Consider the following 20,057-nt stretch of genomic DNA (forward strand, 5'->3'; position numbering starts at 1 on the left):
CTAGGGCGCGACAGAGTTGTAACGCCCTACGGCAGTCGCCCCTCCCCTGCGCCATTTCGTCCGTCAAGTAGCGTCAGCGAAGGGCTTGATTGATAGCGCTCTAGGAGCGATCTACACTCCCCACCCGGGTAGTGAAAGGATGAGAAGTATCTCGCCCAGTCTGGCGTCATACCTGAAATCAAAACCGAAACAAGTTTACGCCCAGCCCCTTTAGACGGAATTTTTGCGTACCCAACCCAGTGGTTGCCATCCTCGCTCTCCATAAGAAAATATGCGCTTGGATTTTCTACCGAGAGGTTTGCAGCCTCCTTATAGATAAAACATCCGATCGTGCGAATCCGCCTTTCCGCCAACATCTTGATGCCCGCATAAGCCGGTGCCGCGCCGTCTCCTTGCGACCAAGGTTGCACATCATGCGCAAATCCCAATTCGATATCTTGCTTCAAGTTGAAATCAATCAGCGCTCCTTGCTGATCTTGCTTCGCTGCTAAAGTACGCCTGAACTCCGCCAAGGTTGGACCTATCGCCTCCCTCCATAACTTATAAGCACTACCCACGCCATCTTGAACGTCCCCAATCACAAATTCCGGGGTGGATGGACCATAAAGCTCCTCTAAATGTGCCTGTATCGCCATTTCATGACCGAAACAATCTTTGACCAACTGCGGGTCGCGATACCAATCCATCCCACCTTTAGCCTCATCAACAAATGATTTCATAACTATCGTTGTATCTAAATCGCTCAAATTGAGCTTTTTTAGCTTGTAGATTCCGATCCCGCACGCCTTGGATAAGGCTTGCCCCTCAGCCATAGCAATCGATTGCAGTAAGCTCGGAGAGGCGTCATTCAAATACTGCATGAAATTGACCGAGCTATGCATTGCACGGGAGTTGAGTACATTGATCATCGAAAGTCCGCTCGACCCAGACAGCTCAGTCGCTCCCCCAGAGGCCGGATCGAACAGAGAGCTTACATAGTTAAAGGTTAGGCGCACAGTGAACAACGTCGTTTGGCTCTCCTGCTTGGCCTGAGCACTCGGATTCACATCCCTTGGGATAGTCGATTTCACCGCCCCATCGGATCGATACACAGGAAACTCCACGACACTTAAGCCACCTCTGAGCTTCTTCCAAGAGAGTGGTAGCGTAGATTTGGCATTTGCCATACTTCCTAGGATAGTATTTGTCCGAGACTGCGCCTCGGAAAGTACTGGGTTACCCACCGTGGCGGCAATTCCGCCAATCGCTGATGCAGCACCGCCCGTCATCACCATCGCCGCCGCCCCGAGTACGAGCTTCGCTGATCCGATGTAATCTTGGCTTGAGTTTCTCGCACTCTTCACATTCAGCGTAATGGCGAGCTTCCCCGCGTTCACTGACGAATATTTTCCTAGTAAGGTAAGTGGGACAACATTGATGGGAGTAGTGCTCAGCGTCGCGCATTCAGAACCGTCATCGCGACCATCAAATGTAGCAATGGGTATTTCATCCTCAGGCTTATCACGCAAAAATCCAGTGGTCGTAACAGAAAGAACTAACTGCGTCTTTTCTCCGCCCCAGAAACCTTTGTTAGACAACGGAACGCAAGCACTCGCCGGAATCACCTCGGACACCACCGACACATATCCATCATTGCCTCGGCCCTCCTTCAACCACGACAGATTGGCTCCTGTAGTGACCACCGGATTGATATCCGGATAGAAGTATGTTGATGCTTGTGCGCAGTGAGCCATTAAAAAAGCGCCCACCGCCACCATTTTCGCTATCCAACCAACCCCAAAGCGCATTGCCCCTCTCCCAAGACCGTTCGCATCATGACCAAGTCGGACTTTTCAAAACAAAGCCCACCCAATATTCCGCACCCAGTGAGTATTTTAGTGACCCTCGTTGCGCTTCCAACCGCGCAAGTTAGCCGAACATTCAGATGTTCCCATACTGAGATAACCATTTACATCGTGCAAGTAGCTTTTTGGTAAGAATCCAAACCTGTGACCAGACCTAGATTAAGGGCTTGCGTGCAATCGAAATTTTATGGATAATCCGCGCCCCTGTAGTGCGTACATACGCCGCACCCGAATTTTTTAGGAAAAGACCATGAAAGCTGACACTCATCCACAGTACAACGAAATCGCCGTCAATTGCAGCTGCGGCAATTCCTTTACCACCAAGTCCACCATGGGCAAGCCACTGCACGTTGAAGTGTGCTCCGAGTGCCACCCGTTCTACACTGGCACCCAAAAGATCATGGATACCGCTGGTCGTATCGAGAAGTTCAACCAGAAGTACGGCAAGGCTGGTGCGAAAGCTGCTGCTTAAGGGAACTTTGCATCTGGTATCAATCAAAAGGCAGCGTTTGCTGCCTTTTTGTTTTGGAGCCTGACTATGAACACACTCACGAAATCCTTGTTGGTCGTGCCGATATTGCTGGCACTTTCCAGTTGTGCAAGAAATCCAGTCACCGGCAGGCAAGATTTTGTGATGATGTCCGAAGCGCAAGAGGTCAGTATAGGCTTGCGCCAAGACATCCTAGTCAAACAGCAGTATCGAGTTTACCCCTCGCGGGCCCTGCAAGACTATGTCGAAAGCGTAGGGCAAAAGGTTGCCACCCGAAGCCATCGTCCGCTGCTTAAATATCACTACACCGTGGTCGATTCACCTGAGATCAATGCGTTCGCACTGCCAGGTGGCTATATCTATGTCACACGCGGGATTCTGGCTTATCTCAATTCCGAAGCTGAGTTGGCGGCAGTGCTGGGACATGAGACCGGTCACGTCACGGCGCGTCATGGCGTGCGCCAACAAAGTGCATCGCAAGCTGCTCAGATCGGCGTGACCCTCGCCTCCATCTTCGTCCCCGAATTAGGCACCAATGCCGGCTACAACCTGACCAACATGCTTGGCGGAGCCTTGCTTTCCGGCTATGGTCGCGAGCATGAGTTGGAGGCCGACCGCCTCGGCGCCGACTATCTAGCACGCTCCGGTTACGATCCTCACGCCATGATCAATGTGGTCGGCGTATTGAAGAATCAAGAGCTTTTCGACACCGATATCGCCAAGCAAGAAGGCCGTGAACCGCGCCGCTATCATGGCGTATTTGCCACGCACCCAGATGCAGACACACGATTACAACAAGTCGTAGGCGAATCAAAAAGTCTTGAAGTGGCCAATCCTTATGAAGGACGCGATGTCTTTCTGCGCCAAATCGACGGCCTCACCTTCAACGACAGCAGTGACCAAGGCGTAGTTCGCAACAATGTCTTCAGTCATGGCGAGCTGGGATTCTCCATAAGCTTCCCAAGCGAGTGGAAGGTCACTAACTCTCCCGCCAGCATCTCGGCCCGCAGTCCAGATAAATTGGTTTCGATGCAATTGAAAATGGACGTAAAACCTACGGGCACTCCGACAGAATATGCACGACGCTTGACCGGTGGTGGCAGCCGCGTCGAGCCGGAAGAATTCAATGGATTGTCGGCTGCGATCGCCTACACACCAAGCACCATCACCGGCGTGACCTATTTAGGAAGCAAAACCTACATCGTGCAAACTGTCGCCAAATCACCTGAGGTTATGGATGCGCAACGTAATGCCGTACTAAATTCCATGCGCAGCTTGCATGGCATGAGTGAGGCCGAGCGTAAGAAACTACGTCCACTCCAAGTCAAAATCATCACGGTAAAGACCGGCGACACGTATGCCGAACTGGCGCGACGATCTCCACTCGGAAAGAACGCTGAAAGCTATCTGCGCCTGATCAACGCGCAATACCCTAAAGGCGAACCGACGCCTGGACAGTCGATCAAGATCATCGACTGATGTTCAGCTACCCCGAACACCAACGCGAACACCCCATCACCACCGCCAAGGTGGTATTGATGTTAGCCCTGTGCGCAGTTTGGATGTTCACCGGCTTGGTCGGACATGACCCTTGGGAACCGTACGAGGCCTACGGCTTTGGCCTCATCTACTCCATGCTGCATCTGGGCGACTGGCTGGTACCTTCGTTGGCAGGCATGCCTGCGATGGACAAGCCGCCGCTGTTCTATTGGACGGCTGCGCTGTTCGCCGAGATGCTTGCGCCTTGGTTGCCCTTACATGACGGGGCACGTTTCGCCAGTGCGTTCTACACGGGTGTGACCCTACTTTTCACCGGCTTGGCTGGGCGCGAATTGTTTGGCAAGGGACGCGGCTGGGCAGCGGTGATCATTCTCATCGGCTGTTTGGGAATGCTGGTGCGATCGCACCAACTCATCACCGACCTAGCGCTGGTGAGCGGCTGCGCCATGATGCTTTACGGCTATACGCTGATCTTGCGCCACAGCAGCAAAGCCCCCCTCTGGATCGGCACCGGTGTCGGCATCGGCTTCATGGCCAAGGGCTTCATCGCTCCCATCCTATTCGTATTCATCAGCTTGGGACTGTTGCTATTCCAAGTATGGCGCAATCAGCATTACCGACGCACACTAATGTGGGCGCTATTGTTCGCACTCCCTTGGCTGACGATCTGGCCGCTGTTACTCTACCTGCGCTCGCCCCAACTGTTTATCGAATGGGCGTGGACGCTCAACATCGGACGCTGGTTTGAGTATGCTGGCAGTGGCGACTACCGCGACGCCTTCTACTACGTGCGGATCTTGCCTTGGTTCGCTTGGCCCGCCCTGCCGCTGGCAACATGGGCAGTGTGGGAAGCGCGCCGCAAGGTCTTGGTCGAGCCGGAATTCCAGTTACCACTGGTCGCGTTCGTGGTGATGTTGCTCACCCTAAGCATCGTACCCAACATCAAAGAAGTGTTCGCTCTGCCCATACTGGTTCCGCTGACCTTACTGGCCACAGCATCGCTGGCCACCTTGCGCCGAGGTGCGGCCAATGCGCTGGACTGGTTCGGCATCATGACCTTCGGCTTCATCGCCATCCTGCTGTGGTGGGGCTGGGCTGGCCTGCTCCTAGACAACCACTCCAAGATCACCTTCTGGCTCAAGGAATACCACCCCGGCTACCAGCCCAGCGTGCAAGAGGCCTCGTTCTGGATCGCCGCCGCCTCGACCGTATTGTGGATCGCCTTCATCTGGCGCGTAGGCCGCTCCATTCGTCGCGCCGTGGTCAACTGGGCAGCGGGCGTCACACTGCTGTGGATACTAGCGATGACGCTCTGGCTGCCTTGGCTGGATACGGGCAAGAGCTATCGCAGCGCAGTGATGGATCTAAAGGCGCATCTGCCAGCACAGTACCATTGCATCGCAGGGGCGAACTTGGATGATGTACATCGCGCCATGCTGCAATACTTCGGCGACATCACCCCGCGCTACAACATTACCGATGATTGTGATCTATGGTTAGCACAAGGCTCAGCGGTCATCCCCAGCGGCCCGAAGGATAAATGGGAATTGATCTGGGATGGTGGACGCAATGCCGACCTGAACCGCCATCTCTGGCTATATCGCAAGGTGGCGAAACGCTAAACCTACGGAACGTGCAGAACGGCGATCTCGTCGGTCGGCCAGGTGCCTTGGGCCATCTTCAGCATCTTAGGGAACGTCCCCGTCTTGTGGATCATCAGTTGCAACGAGGCGATGCGGCTGAACTGCGGATAACGCTGCGCAAAGCGTGGCACGTCACTTTCCTTCAGCACCACCTGAAAGCCGCGTTGCGGCTGGATCGCTGCAAAATCATCCACCGACTCACACGGCTTTTGTAGATACAGCGAAAATTCCCGCGCCTGCAAAGACATCTGATGCAGATACACCGGCTGCGCAGGTTGGCCTGCGAGCGCCTTGGCCACATTGTGCGCCACGTCATATTTGCTCAGCGTAAGTGCAGTCATCAGCGACAAGAACACGAACAGCAGATTCATCGCCAACACCGGATACATCACCGCGCCCAGTCGAACTTGCTGGCGCGTTGCGTACACATACGCGAGCAGCGCCAGCGCCGCCCCCAGCACCACCATCATCAACAAGGTATTCGCCACATAGATACTCAAACCCACCGCCAATCCAGCCAACAACGCGGCGATGCCCCACTGCACATAACGCAGACCGCGCCCAACCGAGGCGGCACTGAGCCAGTCAGCAAGAAACTTTCCGCACAGAATGGCCGCGAACGGAAACAGGATCACCGTGTAGTGGTCGAGCTGGAAGCTGGTGGCGCTGAACAGGCCGAAAGTGACGAAGAACGCGCCGCACAAAAACACAAAGCCCGCGCCATCTTCGCCGTTACGCGTAAACAGCCGACGGACACCCGACGACATCGACGCCAAGAACACCGCCACCCAAGGCAGGAACGCCCACAGGAATACCAGCACGAAATAGAACGGATGACCTTGCGTGTTCTTGATCGGCCCCGTATTGAAAAAGCGCCCGAACTGGCTATCCCACAGGAAGAACTTGATGCCGGAGACATGCGTCTGGCCGAACATCACCTTCTCGGGATGGGCGTCGAATTGCACGTACAACGCCAACAGCTCCGGCGCAGTGAACAGCAAAGCCAACACCAAAGCGAGTAACCACTTACCACTCCACAGCTTGTGCCACTGCTTCTGATACAGCCACATACACACCAGCCCGCTGCTGATGGTGATGAGCGTGAACACGCCCTTGGTCATCACCGCCATCGCACTGAACAGCGCACCCAGCAGCAGGTATTTCAGCTTCGCCTGCGCGTCGTAGCGCAACCAGTAATAGCTCGCGCCCATGATACAGCCGGTGAGATAAGTCTCTGCCTTCACCTCGATGGACGAATCCATCAGGTGATACACCGACACGAACACCAGCACCGACAGCCACGCCACCTCCCGCCCGTAGAACAGTCGAGCGATGCGATAGGTAAAGTATCCGCCGACGAGGTGGAACAGGAAGCCGGGAAGGATGTAGCTGAACGCGCTGCTGCCGAACAGCTTGAAGAATACCGCCGTCACCCAGAACGGAAAGTGCGGCTTGTCCAGCCAGTCCTGCCCGTCCAGCACCAGACTCGTCCAATCGTTGTTCAGCGCGATATGCTGAGCCAAGGCTGCATAGGTGATCGAGTCCCCGCTGTTGATCACCGGCGAAAACATCGCCGCCGCATTGGCAAGCAAGGTGATGAGGATCAGCCAACGGGCGTGGGTGGTGGGCATAGATGCGTTGGGAGCTGCGTTTTTGTGGACGGCGAATGCTAATACAAAATGGGGGGCGTGTTCAGTATGAGTTTGGCTGGGTTCGACGAAGACCGCTGGGGGTTGCACCCGCAAGGGGTACGCCGTGGTTGTAAGGGGCTAAAGCCCCAACAACCACGCAGCCCGGCAGCTAGTTCCTTTTCTTGTCTTGCCAAGAAAGGGAACCAAAAGAAATCGCCCCCAATCCGCCATCCCTAACGGGATTCCCTGCGCGGCTCCGGCTGGTCAGGCTTCCAGTAAAGCGGCTTTGATTTTCGGACAGATTGAGTTTGATTCTCGGACAGTGAATATATCAAAAAAAGATTGATTTCAGGACGGAGAATAAACATTAGTTAAATGAAGTTTAAACACGATTAAAACGACAAGAAAGCCGACTTCAATAGGTCGGCTTTTTCATTACCAGTTACGAATAATCAGCTCCGCCGTTTTGACCCGATTCCGGCCAGCGCCGCCGACCGTGTAGGTGATCGGCACACTCTCCATCGTCAGGCCAGAGAATGCCCTGCGCATCTCCGGGATGTCGTTCACGCTGATGATCATCTTGCCTTTGATCGTTCTGGCCAGCTCGGCCATGCGGTCGTATTGCTCTAAGCCGAAGTCCACGCCGTAGCCTTCCGTCCCCCAATACGGCGGGTCGCAATAGAACAAGGTGTGCTCGCGGTCGTACTTGGTGATGCAGGTCGCCCAGTCCAGATGCTCGATGAAGGTCGCCGACAAACGCAGGTGCGCTTGGCTCAGGTCTTCTTCCAGCCGCAACAGGTTGAGGCGCGGCGCGCTGGTGGTGGCGGTGCCGAAGGTTTGTTTGTCCACCTTGCCGCCAAAGGCGTTTTTCTGGAGGTAGTAGAACCGCGCCGCCCGCTGAATATCTGTCAGCGTCTCCTCGGGCGTGGCCTGCATCCACTTATATATCTGGCGACTGGTCAGCGCCCATTTGAATTGACGGGTGAACTCTTCCAGATGGTGCTGGACTACTCGGTACAAATTCACCAGATCGCCGTTCACATCGTTGAGCACCTCCACCTTCACCGGATGCTTCAGGAAGTACAGAGCTGCAGCACCAGCAAACGGCTCGACGTAGCAGCTGTGGGCTGGAAACAGCGGAATGATGGTCTTGGCCAGTCGCCGCTTGCCGCCGATCCACGGGATGATCGGCGAGTGCAAATTGTTAAAGATCGGGGCTTGTGTGTCCTGCATGGTGCGTCTCCTCTTGGGTGGACGCTCCGTGGCGCGCAGGTCGGTGGCTCGTGGCCATCATTTGATTCATCGTGCCGCAGCGCGGACACTTGATTGCTAGGCGGGTGAATTCCGCTTCGGCCAGTTTTCGATTACATGCGCCGCATCGTACAGTTTCCATCTACTACTCCAGCGTGGTAGCCTCCGCTCCGCTGTGATCACAGCACGGTGCCTAGGCTAAACGCAGGACGCTTCTGCGGATGGTGGCTGGGTTAGGTGCTCGTAACACCCATCCCGGTCGCACCGTCTCTTTAAGGCAATACCGCCAGCACGCAGGCCGCGCCGGTCATCCCGGCAACGAAGTCGAGGCCGTCGCTGGTGTGGGATGGGTGCCGGGCATCCCACAGCTCTTTGGCCAGCGCCACCGCCGCGCACACCGCCATCGAGATGATCTTGGCGTATTGGTGTATTACCGGCCCCGCGAACGCTAACAGCGCAATCATGCACAGCACGGCCAGTAGTGCAGTCAAAAAGAAGTGCAACATCTTGTCGTTGTTGATGTTGGTTAAATTCATTTTAGCTCTCCTACGCAGGCCAGCTCAGAACTGGCAGAGTGGCGATTACTTCGTCCATCGTAGGCATCGGTTTGGCACCTGACTGCACCTCTTCCAGTAGGGTATAGGCCGCAGACCAGACCTCATCACGAGCATTCACAGCAGCTTGTCCTTCGGTTTTGAAGCGCGGCACCTTGCTGGTGGCATAGGTGCAGGCCGAGAGAATGCCATCGTAGCCACGCGTCTGCGCCCAAGCATCGAGATGCTGCTGGATGGCAGCCGACAGTGAGCCGATGACCTGCTCAGCCGATGATTGGAATGGCATGAGTGTTTCCGTCGCCTCGTGCCAAATCTCTGAACCATCCTCCAACGTCTCCGTCCAGCCCTCCAGCCGCTTTTGTAGTTCACGGTAGTGCCCATTATTGGGATCAATGGGTACGTGGCGGTCGTATCCCTCATCAGTGGTCTCGATCAGGTGAGTGCCGGTTTCATTTAGCGTGATCATTAAATTACCCTCGCATCAAGTGTGTAGCAAAGTGCAGCGGCTGGATTTGAGTAGGAGAAAGACCCCAGCGCGGTGATTGACGCTGTCGCTCCGACATGAGTCTGCCCTGCTGTGATTGTGGGCTGGCCACAGTTGGCCACCGTCCAGGCTCCAGCCTTCGTTACGGTTGGTAATGAATTCATCGGCACCATCAAGGGCTGATAAATTGAGTGATTGCTGCCCGCCGCGCCGTATCCTGCATACGCGAGCGGCGGGGCAGTAGCAATACCGTTCAGACTATCTACTACTTGGTAGTACCTCATGCAGCGGCGTAAGTTGTCGTCAATTCTCACAACCTCGAACTGCGTTGCCGCCTTACCAATTTCCAGCTGCACTCGTCCCACGGTGAAGCTGTCGTCTGCTCCGGCGACACCCACCGGTGCGAAGTTAATGCGCAGCCCCATCTGAGTGCAGTTCGCTGGAACGGTAAGTGCAAAGGATTTTGAATATCTAGTCACCGTCTGTCCGGGTGGCACAGAAAATACAACGGACTCACCAGTTAAACCTGTAAAACCGTTGGATGGTCGTGTTTGCGCACCTGTGCCATAGACCGCACTCACACTGATATTTGAGCCGGCTGATGAGAAGTTAGCCCCCGTAATTAAATCGAGGCTGACCGTAATCTGCTTGCCCTGAAACCCCTGAATCTCAGATGTAGCGAAGGCGTAGTCCACATACATCTGATTGACCGATGCGTCCCCAGCGACTCGCTGACACTTAAGAGCATAGTTTGCGTCAGGGGTCAGGCCTGCTACCCTGCTGATGGTCATCCCCGCGACATTACCTAAACGGCCACATGTCCAGCGATCAGCCGTATATCCATAGTCCCCGCTGGCATAGGTAGCCAAAAACGTCCAATTAACAAACGGCCCACCACCCTTTTGCCACGTGTCAAAATTCCCGTTGACCAGCAGATTTTTACCGCTAATGTTGGTGTTCGACACCCCAGATGGATCGATCACATTGACACACGTCCATGCAGGAACTACGCCCGCCGCAGCCGTTGGTGCAAACCAGATTTCCTCACTCACGCCGGTGTCGTTCAACTTGCGCAAAAAACAAGGGCCAGCAATATCGCGGCCAAGCCATGCGCCTGTGGCCAGATTGATATTCGCGTTGTAGCTAAACCCAAACTCAATCCCACCGACCGTCGCGTCATTAACCACGTCCCCCCACTCGCGCACGATGCCACCGCCTGCCAAGGTCAACGAGCGGATCAACCCAGTCGCGCCCGCTTTTTTCGTGAATAGCGTATTCAGCGCAGCCAGTAACTGAGTATTGGATGCTGAGGACAGCACAACACCTGCACTCTCGATCACCGCCGCGATTTCTTCTTGGATGCCATTCAGCCATGTATCCGTGACCTCAGTCGGAGGGCGGCTAGTCGCGGCATCCTCCGTAACAAATCGGCGGTTCACATGCCCCGCACCATTAATTCTGTCCATATACCCCTCCATCTCCAGTAACATCTTCAAACCACAAAAACACATGAGCCCGCTTGAAAGCGGCAAGTGCATCCCACATCGGCTTTGGATCAACAACAGACTGGTAGTAGCGCACCCTCAATATGTGACGCGCACGCGCACCCCATGTCGCATCGCCAACATGCGATCCAACGCGGAGTGGCCCCATCAAATGATCGACGCTGTACAACCCCACTGAGAAATTAGTATTTGGCCCGCTAGGACTCCAAAGGCGCTGCCCCGCACCGCTACCCACACAAAATGCAGCGCGCGTCACCACCTCAACAGGGAAAGACACACCGTGCGCCGCGGCACTCCAAATCCGCTCACCCACATGGCTGCCTACGCGAAATGCGCTGCGAGGAGATACATCGATCGCACCAGAGAGTGCTGCTGCGGCAACCCGGCGATACTCGCTGATATGCCAGCTGCCATGCTTCGGGCGGTGCACCTCAATAGCGGCATCTAGCACCTGCTGAGCAGCCTCACCCACGCGCGCAGGCTCCGCCCCCATACCTGTGAGCAGCGCATCGCCAACTCCACCGGCAGGCCAATCAAAAGCCGCGCCGGGCGGCAGCAGCGCACGCTGCGCATCGGCATAATCACTGGCGGTATAGGGCTGGATCTGCACGGCTAGATCCAGATGATCGGCTGCAAGACCGGCACTTCATGCGCCGCCCAAACAATGGGAACGCTCTCATCAACCGTGTATTGATTCGTGGTGAGCGAGATCACCGTATCCACCTCCGCCCACAGCAATTGCACCACCTCAGTATCGGTGCCGCCCTTGCTCAGAAACAGATCGGTGAGCGCCGCGCTGATCGCCGCACGATTCGGTGCCGTATCGACAGCGGGGAGTAGATGAATAGTTAGCGTCACGGGACGCGCAGTCGGCGCGACCACACGCCAGTCCGCCGTCGCAGGCACTACGGGATCGAAATAGGCCGCCACTGCATTGAGCACGGCCTGAGTTGGCAGCCGGTTCGCCAGCCCATTGCAGACAGGCCGCACCACCACCGTACCGATGCCCAGGGTGTGTAGCTGCACCAGCGCCCCCGACACCGACGGGTGAGCACTCTTAGCCCAATGGCGATAATCCTTAGGCTTGCCTGAGCGCGCGCCCTCCGTCGTGACGGTGCGCCATTCATCGGCCACCCGCGCACGCCATGTATCAACCAGCTCATCGTCGGCCCCACCCGTGATACCCAGCGCCCCCACGGTAACGGCGCTATTGACCCCGGCAATGGGATCGACCAGCGACAATACTTGGCCTGCCGCCAGATTGCCTGCCGCACCCGATACCGCACAACGCAGCGATACGGACACACCGCCTGCGCCTAGCACCACTGCGGCCTGAACCGAATAATCCAACCCATTGGAGCCGCGCAGCAGCGTGCCAGCCAACACCTGAGCCCCGACATTTCCGGTAACGAGTGCGGCACCCGAGGCAGCCGTCGCCAACAGACGATCCACACCGTACAGCGCCGCCCAGTCGGAGAGGCGTTCCAGCTCACAGGTCAACGGAGAGCATTGCGCATCGATCCAGTCCAGATGCCCGTGCTCGCCATTTGCCACGCGCGCCCAGGTTGCGGCAAGCGACCTGCGCAGCACAGCAGGCAGCGCAGCGAGATCACTCTCGATGCGCGTTAATAAATCGGTAAACGAGGGACGGTTGTACGGGGTCACAACGGGACTTTCACAATGGCTTGGCGGCCATTGTGCAGTCCGGTGACTTGCAGAGTAACGCGGGAAACATTTCCCGCCGAATCGGGGAGGTCAATGACTTCAACGCCGCTCATCCCATGCAGAGTCAGCGCGCTTTTAATCATGGCCAGCGTCTCGCGCCGAGCGGCGCTGCCCAGCGGCTGGCGACGCAGATGCCACAGGCCGCATCCGGCAGCGGGATCAGCCCACCATCCGCGCCGATCATAGCGATCATGGAAGCGGGCCAGGGGCGCTTCAGCATCTGAAAACAACACGGCATACACCAGCGTGGCCACAGCAGCATCCTCGTCGGCCAGCGCCGGATCATCGAATGCCAGATCGAACACTCCCGTGCCAGTTTGTACCAGTTTCAGCATCAGTTGACCCCCATAGTATTGACTCCGGTTTCCGCATGGGTGTGCGAGCTGCCGACGTTCTTGCCGTTGTTCGATATAGCTCCCATGATGTCTGCACCACCCATCACGATCAGCTTCCCGCCGATCTTTGCATCCTGTGTGGTCTCAAACAGCGGGGTATCTGCGATCACCTTGGCCGATGCCTTGGCCGTCACCACACCGCCGTGACCAATCTTAACGAAGTTCCCCTGATCATCATGCAGCGCCACTTCCCCCTCTTGCAGATCCATCTGGTAACGCTTATCGCCGATCACCAGCGCCACGCCATAGGATCGATCACCCGCTGGGAAAAACAGATAAGCCCGGCTACCAGGCTTGGGGCGGTAGCTGAAGCCGTAGGGCTCCACGCGGTGAATATTGTCCAGCGGCTCCCCATCGAGCACCCGCGCCTGAATCTTGTCGGCACCGATTAGGTTCACCACGCCCTGCGCGCAGAGCAGCTGTAAACGCCTCCATACGCTACCGATCATCGACTCACCTCACATCGCTCAGAGGAGCCGTTCATGGTGTAGATGAGGTGAGTTGCGGCGATTCCCGCACCCATCGCTGCCGCGCACCGTGTCATCGCCGCGCCCCCGCACTCCGCTTGGTTTTCTTCGGCGGCTCGCCCGCAAACGCATTGCGGTGCATCACATGCAGCTCGGTAACGGAGCCGCCACGATCATCCTGCCCCAGCGTGCGATCGCCAATCAGGAACACGCCGTCGATGTCCTCATGAGGAATCACCACGCGCACTTGCGTGTTCACCGCCCAAAGGCCTGTCGCATGCCGCCACCCCTGCACCGTCAGCTTGATCGAATGCGCTCTGGCCAGCCTGCGGTTGCGCTCCAGTACTGCGCGCCGATCGCAACCGCCATGACTGTGGCCATGCCGATCAGCCACGATGTGCATCGGGCGAAAGAAGCTGATGCCATCATCCTTGACGGCCCCCTTGAGCGCCGCGCCGCTCTCATAATCGAAGCTCTTCACCACGTATTCCGAGAACCGCATATCGTAGTCATCTACCAAACTGTAGCTCTTGATGTGCTCGCCATACACCAGCGTGGCCACCACCTCGCCTGCATCGGGTTCGGTCAAGATCAGCCCACCATCCGGCTGTGGGTAGAGCAGCAGATTGGCTGTGCGCGCCGCATTGATCAGCGCATTAGCTGGGGTCTCACACTGCATCGAGAAACTGGGCACTACGGCTGTCTTCGCGGCCACCTTCACTGGCACGTTGAACGTCTTACAAATGCGCTTCACAACCTCTTCGAGTTTCAGATTATTCAGCGTCTTCGAGTACTGGCAATCTACCAGCTCCCGCGCCAGCGACCGCGCGCTAAACTGGATGGTGTGATCGGTCGCACGCACGTCGCGCTCGATCTTGCCCGAACGGATCGTGCTGACCAGCTCACCATCAGCCAGCACTTCGACCACCGTATTGGCAGACAGCTTCAGCGCCTCGCCCGCACCGGGCAGCGTGATCCCCAAATTGATCGAGGCGCACAGATCATCCACCGACTCGCGCACCGATACGTTCTGCCAGTAGCCATAGCGCTGGCCATCGAAGCGGATCTCAATGATGCCTTCAGCCATAGACCTTCCCCTGGACAAACAGCGGATGCCGCACCTTGTTCACCGCTAGAAAGATCTCCTCAGCCACCTCCATCCGATGCGCCAGCACCGTCGCTGGCAGTGGGTTGACCACCTCGCGCACCACGGCGGGCTCCAGCGACTGCGCCAGCAGCGCATCGCTCAGCCCCGCGCGCATATCCAGCGCGAGCTGGAACACCGTGTCCGACATCGAGGGCAGCATCTGGTCGATCGCACCCACCACGCTGGCCAGCACCACATCGCGGTCGTTGGCCACCCGATAGTCCGCCAGCGCCACTTGCGCCGCCGCACCCAACAGCAGCTGGCCACGCAGGCTGGCTTCGCGGATCAGATTGCGGCGCAGCGCCGGCGAGTCACCCGAGCCACCCGGCATCACCACCGGCAGCGTGGCCATCGTCACCAAATGTGTGACTAGATTGGGCAGTGCCGTATCGGCGATTAGAGCCGAGGACGCAGTGGCTGCCGACCCAGTCGCCGCCACCGAAGCGTTGCTAATCCCAGCCAATTGAGCTGCGAAACTGCCCACCGAAGCCGCAGAAGGCGTGCTCATTACCTTACCCACGACAGGTGCCTTTTCGACCGCCCCCAGCACATTAGCCAAGGATCGCAGCGCTGCTGCATAGCTGGCAGGCGTGGCCAGCAACACCGCCAAATCAGTCTTGAGTCCATCAATCACATTGCGCACCTGGCTCAATACCGTGAGGGGCAACTGTGCCAGCGAAATAATGGTGCGCAGCTTGTCTAGCTGCATCTGTACCGTGGCAATTAAACTGAGCATTCCCAGATCAGGGATAGCGTCCAGATTGAAGTCGGCCATCACCCCAGTCAGATAGTTGGCACAACTGTAACTGGCCACATCTGCCATATCTGGCGTAGGCATGGCCGCGTCCTTACCGCCCGGCACAAAGTCCACGCTGATGGTGCAATAACCGCCCTTATCGTTGCTTTCGTGGATCGACCAATCGCGCGCACGCACCCACACCTGACCGCGCCACGGATGATCCAACCATGCCGCACCCGGCGTATTCAGCGCCACTAGAAAGGCATCACGGAACAGGTCGTAGTCAAATCCGATGAAGTAGGCATTCAGGCGAAACTCGCCCGATTTCGCGCCCATATCTTCAACCACCGGCTCCTCGCCGCCCGGGTAGTCATGCACCACCAAACGGCGACCGCCCTTGGTATCGTGGCTCTCTGTCAGGAACGGGTTATCCCTGAACCGGGCCGTCACCATCCGATCCGCCCAGCTCATGGGATACCCCACATATTGCCGGTGTTCATCACACTCTTGACCGGGCCGCTAGACTGCATGGACTGGCTCTGCAACACTAGGCCGGGTGCGAGGCCGACCGTCATCTTGGCATTCACATCCACCGGCTTCTGTTCCGCTGGCTTGAGCAGATCCTTGATACCCTCAAAGGCCAGCCCCAGACCACCGCCTACCGCCGCACCGATCGGCCCGCCGAACAGCGCTCCGAACGAAGCTCCGGTCAGGGCTGACGATCCATACCGGCTAATGGCGGACTCCTCCCCGAATGCCTTGTCGAGAGCGTACCCACCCGCTAGGGCAGCAACACCCACGCCACCCGCACGCGCTGTCTTGCCGATGGCAGGCATGTATTTCGATGCGGTGCGAGCGATGGCATTTTCCTTTCCACCCAGCGCCAGCGACGAAAGCCCGGCAGCAGTAGCCAAGGCAGCAAGCGCGCCAGTGGCCAACGTCGTTGCACCGATCAGCACCGGATGCTTATTGGCGATATCGGTGAACATGGCTGCTGTTCGACCAATGGCCGGTGTCAGCCCATCCATCGCACTCTTCTGAGCCGAATCCTTGGCCTGCTCCGCTGCTCGCACCTGGAATGATGCCGTCCCAGACATCACCTCATAGTTCACATCGTTGACGCCGTATTCCTTACGATTGCGCGAGACAGCCGCATCGACATTGCCGACCACATCCTTGTTGCGCAGCCCCATCAGCGCGCCCACGGCCTGCATGTCCTGGAAGTACTTGCCGATCACGCCGCCCTCGGACAACGCCTTGATGGACTCCAGAATCTGCGCCTGCTCACCCTTGTCCTTAGTCTCATTAAGCTTGGCGATGGCGGCCTTCAGGCGCGGGTCTTTTTCGGCCTCACTGTCGATGATGCTCATCCAGGCGGTGACCGCATCATTCCCCTTTAGCCGCTGATTCATCATGTACGTGGTCAAGTCTCCACGTCCAGCCTTCTCGAAGTCCGTCGCAGTATCCTTGGAGGCGAGCTTGGCCAGCAGGTTGCGGACATTGTTCCCCGCCTCATCAGTCGTGCCAGCGGTCAGCACAGAAGCCTGATTCATCGCCAGCACTTTCTGCAACCCGTCCAGCCCCATCATGCCAGCCTTGCCGGCCAATGGCATCTGCTGGGAGAGCCAGCGCGCCATATCCTTGATCTCGAATCCACCCGCCTGACCGGCGGCAGTGATCATGTTGAGCGCCGTCTTCAGTTCACGATCATTGGACACCACCTTCTGACCGACCAACACACTGGCGAGGTTAGATATCTGTGTCGGGTCGGCACCGGCCCCGCTGGCCGTCCTCATCACTGTCGGCAAGAACTCAACCGAACGCTGATACCCTAGGGTGTTCTTGGCGATCATCGCATCCAGCGCCTCAGCAGCCTGCTCGCGGGTTCCACCGCCAATGCCGGGCTGAGTAGATCGATTGATGACCGCCTCCAGCTCCTTCATACCTACCTTGCGACCCGCTGCGTCCCGCTCAGCGTAGGCGGTATTCGCCATGCCAGCCAAGCGTTCATCAAATGACATCGCTGCCTTAGCCGGGGAAGACAGGGTATAGCCAGCCGCTGCCACACCCGCGCCCACGGCAACACCAGTGCGCAGTCGCGAGTTGATCCTCTCGAATCGCTCTGCCTCCTGCGTGACCTTCTTCTGCTCGGCAGTCAGCTTGCCCATCTCGTTGGTGAGACGAGTGATCTTCTCGCGGGTCTTGTCGGCTACGCGAGCAAGCGCATCTTGAGACATCGTGCCGGATGACTCTAGCCGCTTGTAAGCGGCCTCGACCTGCTGAATCTCACGCTGGATGGCGCGCTCAGAACGAACGCCCAACACCTCTCTGGCACGGGATAGGCGCTCGTAACTGGCACGCTGTTGTGAGGTAGATGATTCCGTCTCGCTGGCAGATTTCTTGGCCGCCGCAGCGCTGGCCTCGGTTATCTTTTTGGCGGTCTTTTCCGCCTGCAGCTCGATATTCTTAAGCCCAGCAGTCGCGCCATCTTTCAGAGTGATGCGAGGTTGTACCGACCCATCCGAAACTTTTGCAAGTTCTCCGGCCAATCGAGTTATCCGCGACCGTGCCAAATCGGAAGCACCGGACAACTCACTGGTCGATAATTTTCCGGAAACCTCCAGTCGCCTATAGGCAGCCTCGGTCTGCTGAATCTCACGCTGGATGGCGCGCTCAGAACGAACGCCCAACACCTCTCTGGCACGGGATAGGCGCTCGTAACTGGCACGCTGTTGTGAGGTAGATGATTCCGTCTCGCTAGCGGATTTCTTGGCTGCCGCAGCGCTGGTCTCGGAAACTTTTCGGGTGCTTCTTTCTGCCTGCTGCTCGATATTCTTCAGCCCGGCAGTCGTGCCATCTTTCAGCGTGATGTGTAACTCTGCGCGAACGGCTGGTTCAGACATGAAAAAAGCTCCAGTGGATTTACACCGGAGCTTACGTGCGCGCGAGCGGCGCGGTCAGGCGGGAAATATTTCCCGAGGAAGAGTAGTCAGTCGAAGGTCGTGCCCGACATTGCGGCGGCGATCCCGGCGTACATGAATAGCTTATGCAGTGGCCACGACATGACAACGGGCTCAGGCTGGTGCAATACGCTCATCACCAGCGCCGCCGCCGTCACGATTCGAGTGACTTTTTTTCAGCCGCCTCCTGTTCCGGCGTTTTCGGCTTCGGAAACAGCGCCTCATCAGTCAAGGCTTCCGTTTCATCATCTTCCATCATCTTTTCGGCCATCGCCTCGGCCCTGCGATAATCGACACCATGCAGCCGTCCGATCACCGCCTCGTCCATACCAGTCAGACTAGCGATCAGCGCGATCCGCTGCGCCACGCCGCCGCGTCGGTCGAACGATAAGTAATCTGATGCAATAGGGTGATCACGAAACTTCAGCTCAGTGATAGTCGATTTTCCGAAGGTGATCGGGTGATTAAGTTTCATTTTTGTCCTTTCGATGCATAGAACGCTTCACGCTGAGCCAGCGTAGCGGCTTCATCCCAATCGTCCCCGGTCTCATTGAGCGCCTGGAACACGTTCCCATCAGCATCCTCGATGTGCGCGATGGAGGGGTTATACGTAGATGGTATGTGAGTCGTCATCAGATCCTCCCGGCATTCGAGTTCAACATGAATGCTGTTTGTGCCGCAGCACCATTCACAACGCGCGCTCGGTAATAACGAGTGACGACAACAGCAGACAGCTCAACACTATCTCCCGCGACCATCGGTGCTTTTTTAGCCTGACGCCAAGTAACGTTGTCATTGCTCATATCGATGTACAGCGTCCCTGCTTGATCGGCGAAAACTGTAGCTGTGAATCGGGCGGTAGTGCTACCACCCGAGACGCCAAGATCACGCGCGGTTCCAGTAAATACTCCTGATGCAGCTAGAGGCGTCACCGTATCGTTGTAGAAAATATTGGTTACCAGTATGTTTGCTCCACCTGGCAATACGACAGCTACGGACTGACCCAAGACTCCAACTCCCTGGCCACCCGTGATTTCTACGGGAACCTCATTGATGTCCTGACCGCATACCGCACCCAAAATCAGACTCGTGCTGGATGCAGGAGCCACACCGAGATTCCTCACCCGGATCCGGATGTAGTACTCATCATTGGGGTCTGGGATGTTCCGGGTTCGCACTACGCCGAGATTGCGGCCAGCATTTGAATCCACTGCTTGTGCACGGAACCAGCACTCATCCGGGAAAAGCTGTATTTCCAAGATGCCATCTGCTCCCGTTCCATTGATGTTGTAGGCTCCTGCCCCAGAGCTGGTATTTCCGCCATTCCTAGCATCGACCTTGCCAGTCGTTGGCACCGCACCATCCAGCAGCCATTGCGCCAACATATCTCCCGCAGCGTTCACTGCCTCCAGATAGAACTCCTGATTGGCGATACGCTGGCTCAGGCGCATGATGAACCACAGCCGGAACGGCACCGTGAATGGCGTTTTGCCGGTGATGATGGTCTCCGAGTTCGGGGTGACCCCGCTGACGATCCCCAGCTCACCGTTAGCCACGTTGATGAACATTCCCGCACCTAGTTGTACATTCCACTCACTCTGGTTTAGCCCTGCACCGTTGAAGTCGTCACGAAATGCGGTGACCAGTCCTGAGACTTGAGCTGAACCATTGACATCGTAGCGCTCTGGCCCGCCCAGCGGATTCATGTAGGGAATACGCATG

General features: G+C 57.1%; 20 protein-coding genes. 3 read left to right on the top strand and 17 right to left on the bottom strand.

The window, feature by feature from the left end:
- Positions 1–26: 26 nt before the first annotated feature.
- Positions 27–1,787 carry a discoidin/SUN/FTP domain-containing protein gene (locus tag OYT1_RS11030; RefSeq protein ID WP_062626774.1) on the bottom strand — a complete coding sequence of 587 codons (1,761 nt, stop codon included), beginning with the start codon at positions 1,785–1,787 and terminating at the stop codon, positions 27–29.
- Between the two features lie 307 nt (positions 1,788–2,094).
- On the opposite strand from OYT1_RS11030, the gene rpmE reads away from it, so the two are divergent.
- From rpmE to OYT1_RS11045, 3 genes are all read left to right on the top strand, one after another.
- Complete coding sequence (gene rpmE, locus OYT1_RS11035; protein ID WP_062626773.1) at positions 2,095–2,316, top strand: 50S ribosomal protein L31; 222 nt, start codon at positions 2,095–2,097, stop codon at positions 2,314–2,316.
- A gap of 66 nt (positions 2,317–2,382) precedes the next feature.
- Entirely contained in the window at positions 2,383–3,813 is a 1,431-nt protein-coding gene (locus tag OYT1_RS11040) for a M48 family metalloprotease (protein WP_062626772.1), read from the top strand.
- Entirely contained in the window at positions 3,813–5,456 is a 1,644-nt protein-coding gene (locus OYT1_RS11045) for an ArnT family glycosyltransferase (RefSeq protein ID WP_062626771.1), read from the top strand. Before OYT1_RS11040 ends, OYT1_RS11045 begins: the two co-directional genes overlap by 1 nt.
- A 2-nt stretch (positions 5,457–5,458) precedes the next feature.
- On the opposite strand, the gene OYT1_RS11050 is transcribed toward OYT1_RS11045, so the two are convergent.
- The 16 genes from OYT1_RS11050 to OYT1_RS11120 form a co-directional block, all read right to left on the bottom strand.
- Positions 5,459–7,108 (bottom strand): ArnT family glycosyltransferase, encoded by a 1,650-nt coding sequence (locus tag OYT1_RS11050; RefSeq protein WP_062626770.1) that lies wholly within the window; start codon positions 7,106–7,108, stop codon positions 5,459–5,461.
- 435 nt (positions 7,109–7,543) lie between these two features.
- On the bottom strand, positions 7,544–8,341 hold the full coding sequence (locus OYT1_RS11055; RefSeq protein WP_062626769.1) for a DNA adenine methylase: 798 nt from the start codon (positions 8,339–8,341) through the stop codon (positions 7,544–7,546).
- Positions 8,313–8,501, bottom strand: a complete 189-nt coding sequence (locus OYT1_RS11060; protein WP_084611991.1) for a Com family DNA-binding transcriptional regulator — start codon at positions 8,499–8,501, stop codon at positions 8,313–8,315. Before OYT1_RS11060 ends, OYT1_RS11055 begins: the two co-directional genes overlap by 29 nt.
- Positions 8,502–8,631: 130 nt before the next feature.
- Entirely contained in the window at positions 8,632–8,895 is a 264-nt protein-coding gene (locus OYT1_RS11065; protein WP_062626768.1) for a hypothetical protein, read from the bottom strand.
- A 10-nt stretch (positions 8,896–8,905) separates the two neighbouring features.
- Positions 8,906–9,379, bottom strand: coding sequence for a hypothetical protein (locus OYT1_RS11070; protein ID WP_062626767.1), 474 nt, complete (start codon positions 9,377–9,379; stop codon positions 8,906–8,908).
- The gene (locus OYT1_RS11075) at positions 9,379–10,863 is read right to left on the bottom strand and encodes a hypothetical protein (RefSeq protein ID WP_062626766.1); all 1,485 of its coding nucleotides are present in this window, start codon (positions 10,861–10,863) and stop codon (positions 9,379–9,381) included. The genes OYT1_RS11070 and OYT1_RS11075 overlap by 1 nt, the downstream gene beginning before the upstream one ends.
- Entirely contained in the window at positions 10,850–11,512 is a 663-nt protein-coding gene (locus tag OYT1_RS11080) for a hypothetical protein (RefSeq protein WP_062626765.1), read from the bottom strand. The genes OYT1_RS11075 and OYT1_RS11080 overlap by 14 nt, the downstream gene beginning before the upstream one ends.
- Positions 11,513–11,514: 2 nt before the next feature.
- Positions 11,515–12,567 carry a baseplate J/gp47 family protein gene (locus OYT1_RS11085; RefSeq protein ID WP_062626764.1) on the bottom strand — a complete coding sequence of 351 codons (1,053 nt, stop codon included), beginning with the start codon at positions 12,565–12,567 and terminating at the stop codon, positions 11,515–11,517.
- A complete protein-coding gene (locus tag OYT1_RS11090) occupies positions 12,564–12,962 on the bottom strand; it encodes a phage GP46 family protein (protein WP_062626763.1) in 399 nt (132 codons plus the stop codon). Before OYT1_RS11090 ends, OYT1_RS11085 begins: the two co-directional genes overlap by 4 nt.
- Positions 12,962–13,471, bottom strand: a complete 510-nt coding sequence (locus tag OYT1_RS11095) for a phage baseplate assembly protein domain-containing protein (RefSeq protein WP_062626762.1) — start codon at positions 13,469–13,471, stop codon at positions 12,962–12,964. The genes OYT1_RS11090 and OYT1_RS11095 overlap by 1 nt, the downstream gene beginning before the upstream one ends.
- A gap of 91 nt (positions 13,472–13,562) precedes the next feature.
- Entirely contained in the window at positions 13,563–14,576 is a 1,014-nt protein-coding gene (locus tag OYT1_RS11100) for a phage baseplate assembly protein (RefSeq protein ID WP_062626761.1), read from the bottom strand.
- Positions 14,569–15,846, bottom strand: a complete 1,278-nt coding sequence (locus OYT1_RS11105; protein ID WP_062626760.1) for a DNA circularization protein — start codon at positions 15,844–15,846, stop codon at positions 14,569–14,571. Before OYT1_RS11105 ends, OYT1_RS11100 begins: the two co-directional genes overlap by 8 nt.
- Complete coding sequence (locus tag OYT1_RS11110) at positions 15,843–18,278, bottom strand: phage tail tape measure protein (RefSeq protein WP_062626759.1); 2,436 nt, start codon at positions 18,276–18,278, stop codon at positions 15,843–15,845. The genes OYT1_RS11105 and OYT1_RS11110 overlap by 4 nt, the downstream gene beginning before the upstream one ends.
- A gap of 211 nt (positions 18,279–18,489) precedes the next feature.
- Entirely contained in the window at positions 18,490–18,810 is a 321-nt protein-coding gene (locus OYT1_RS11115) for a phage tail assembly protein (protein ID WP_110818380.1), read from the bottom strand.
- A complete protein-coding gene (locus OYT1_RS13700; RefSeq protein WP_172588548.1) occupies positions 18,807–18,968 on the bottom strand; it encodes a hypothetical protein in 162 nt (53 codons plus the stop codon). Before OYT1_RS13700 ends, OYT1_RS11115 begins: the two co-directional genes overlap by 4 nt.
- Complete coding sequence (locus OYT1_RS11120; RefSeq protein ID WP_062626758.1) at positions 18,968–20,056, bottom strand: hypothetical protein; 1,089 nt, start codon at positions 20,054–20,056, stop codon at positions 18,968–18,970. The genes OYT1_RS13700 and OYT1_RS11120 overlap by 1 nt, the downstream gene beginning before the upstream one ends.
- Position 20,057: the final 1 nt, after the last annotated feature.

The sequence above is a fragment of the Ferriphaselus amnicola genome, from assembly GCF_000974685.2.
GTDB lineage: Bacteria > Pseudomonadota > Gammaproteobacteria > Burkholderiales > Gallionellaceae > Ferriphaselus > Ferriphaselus amnicola.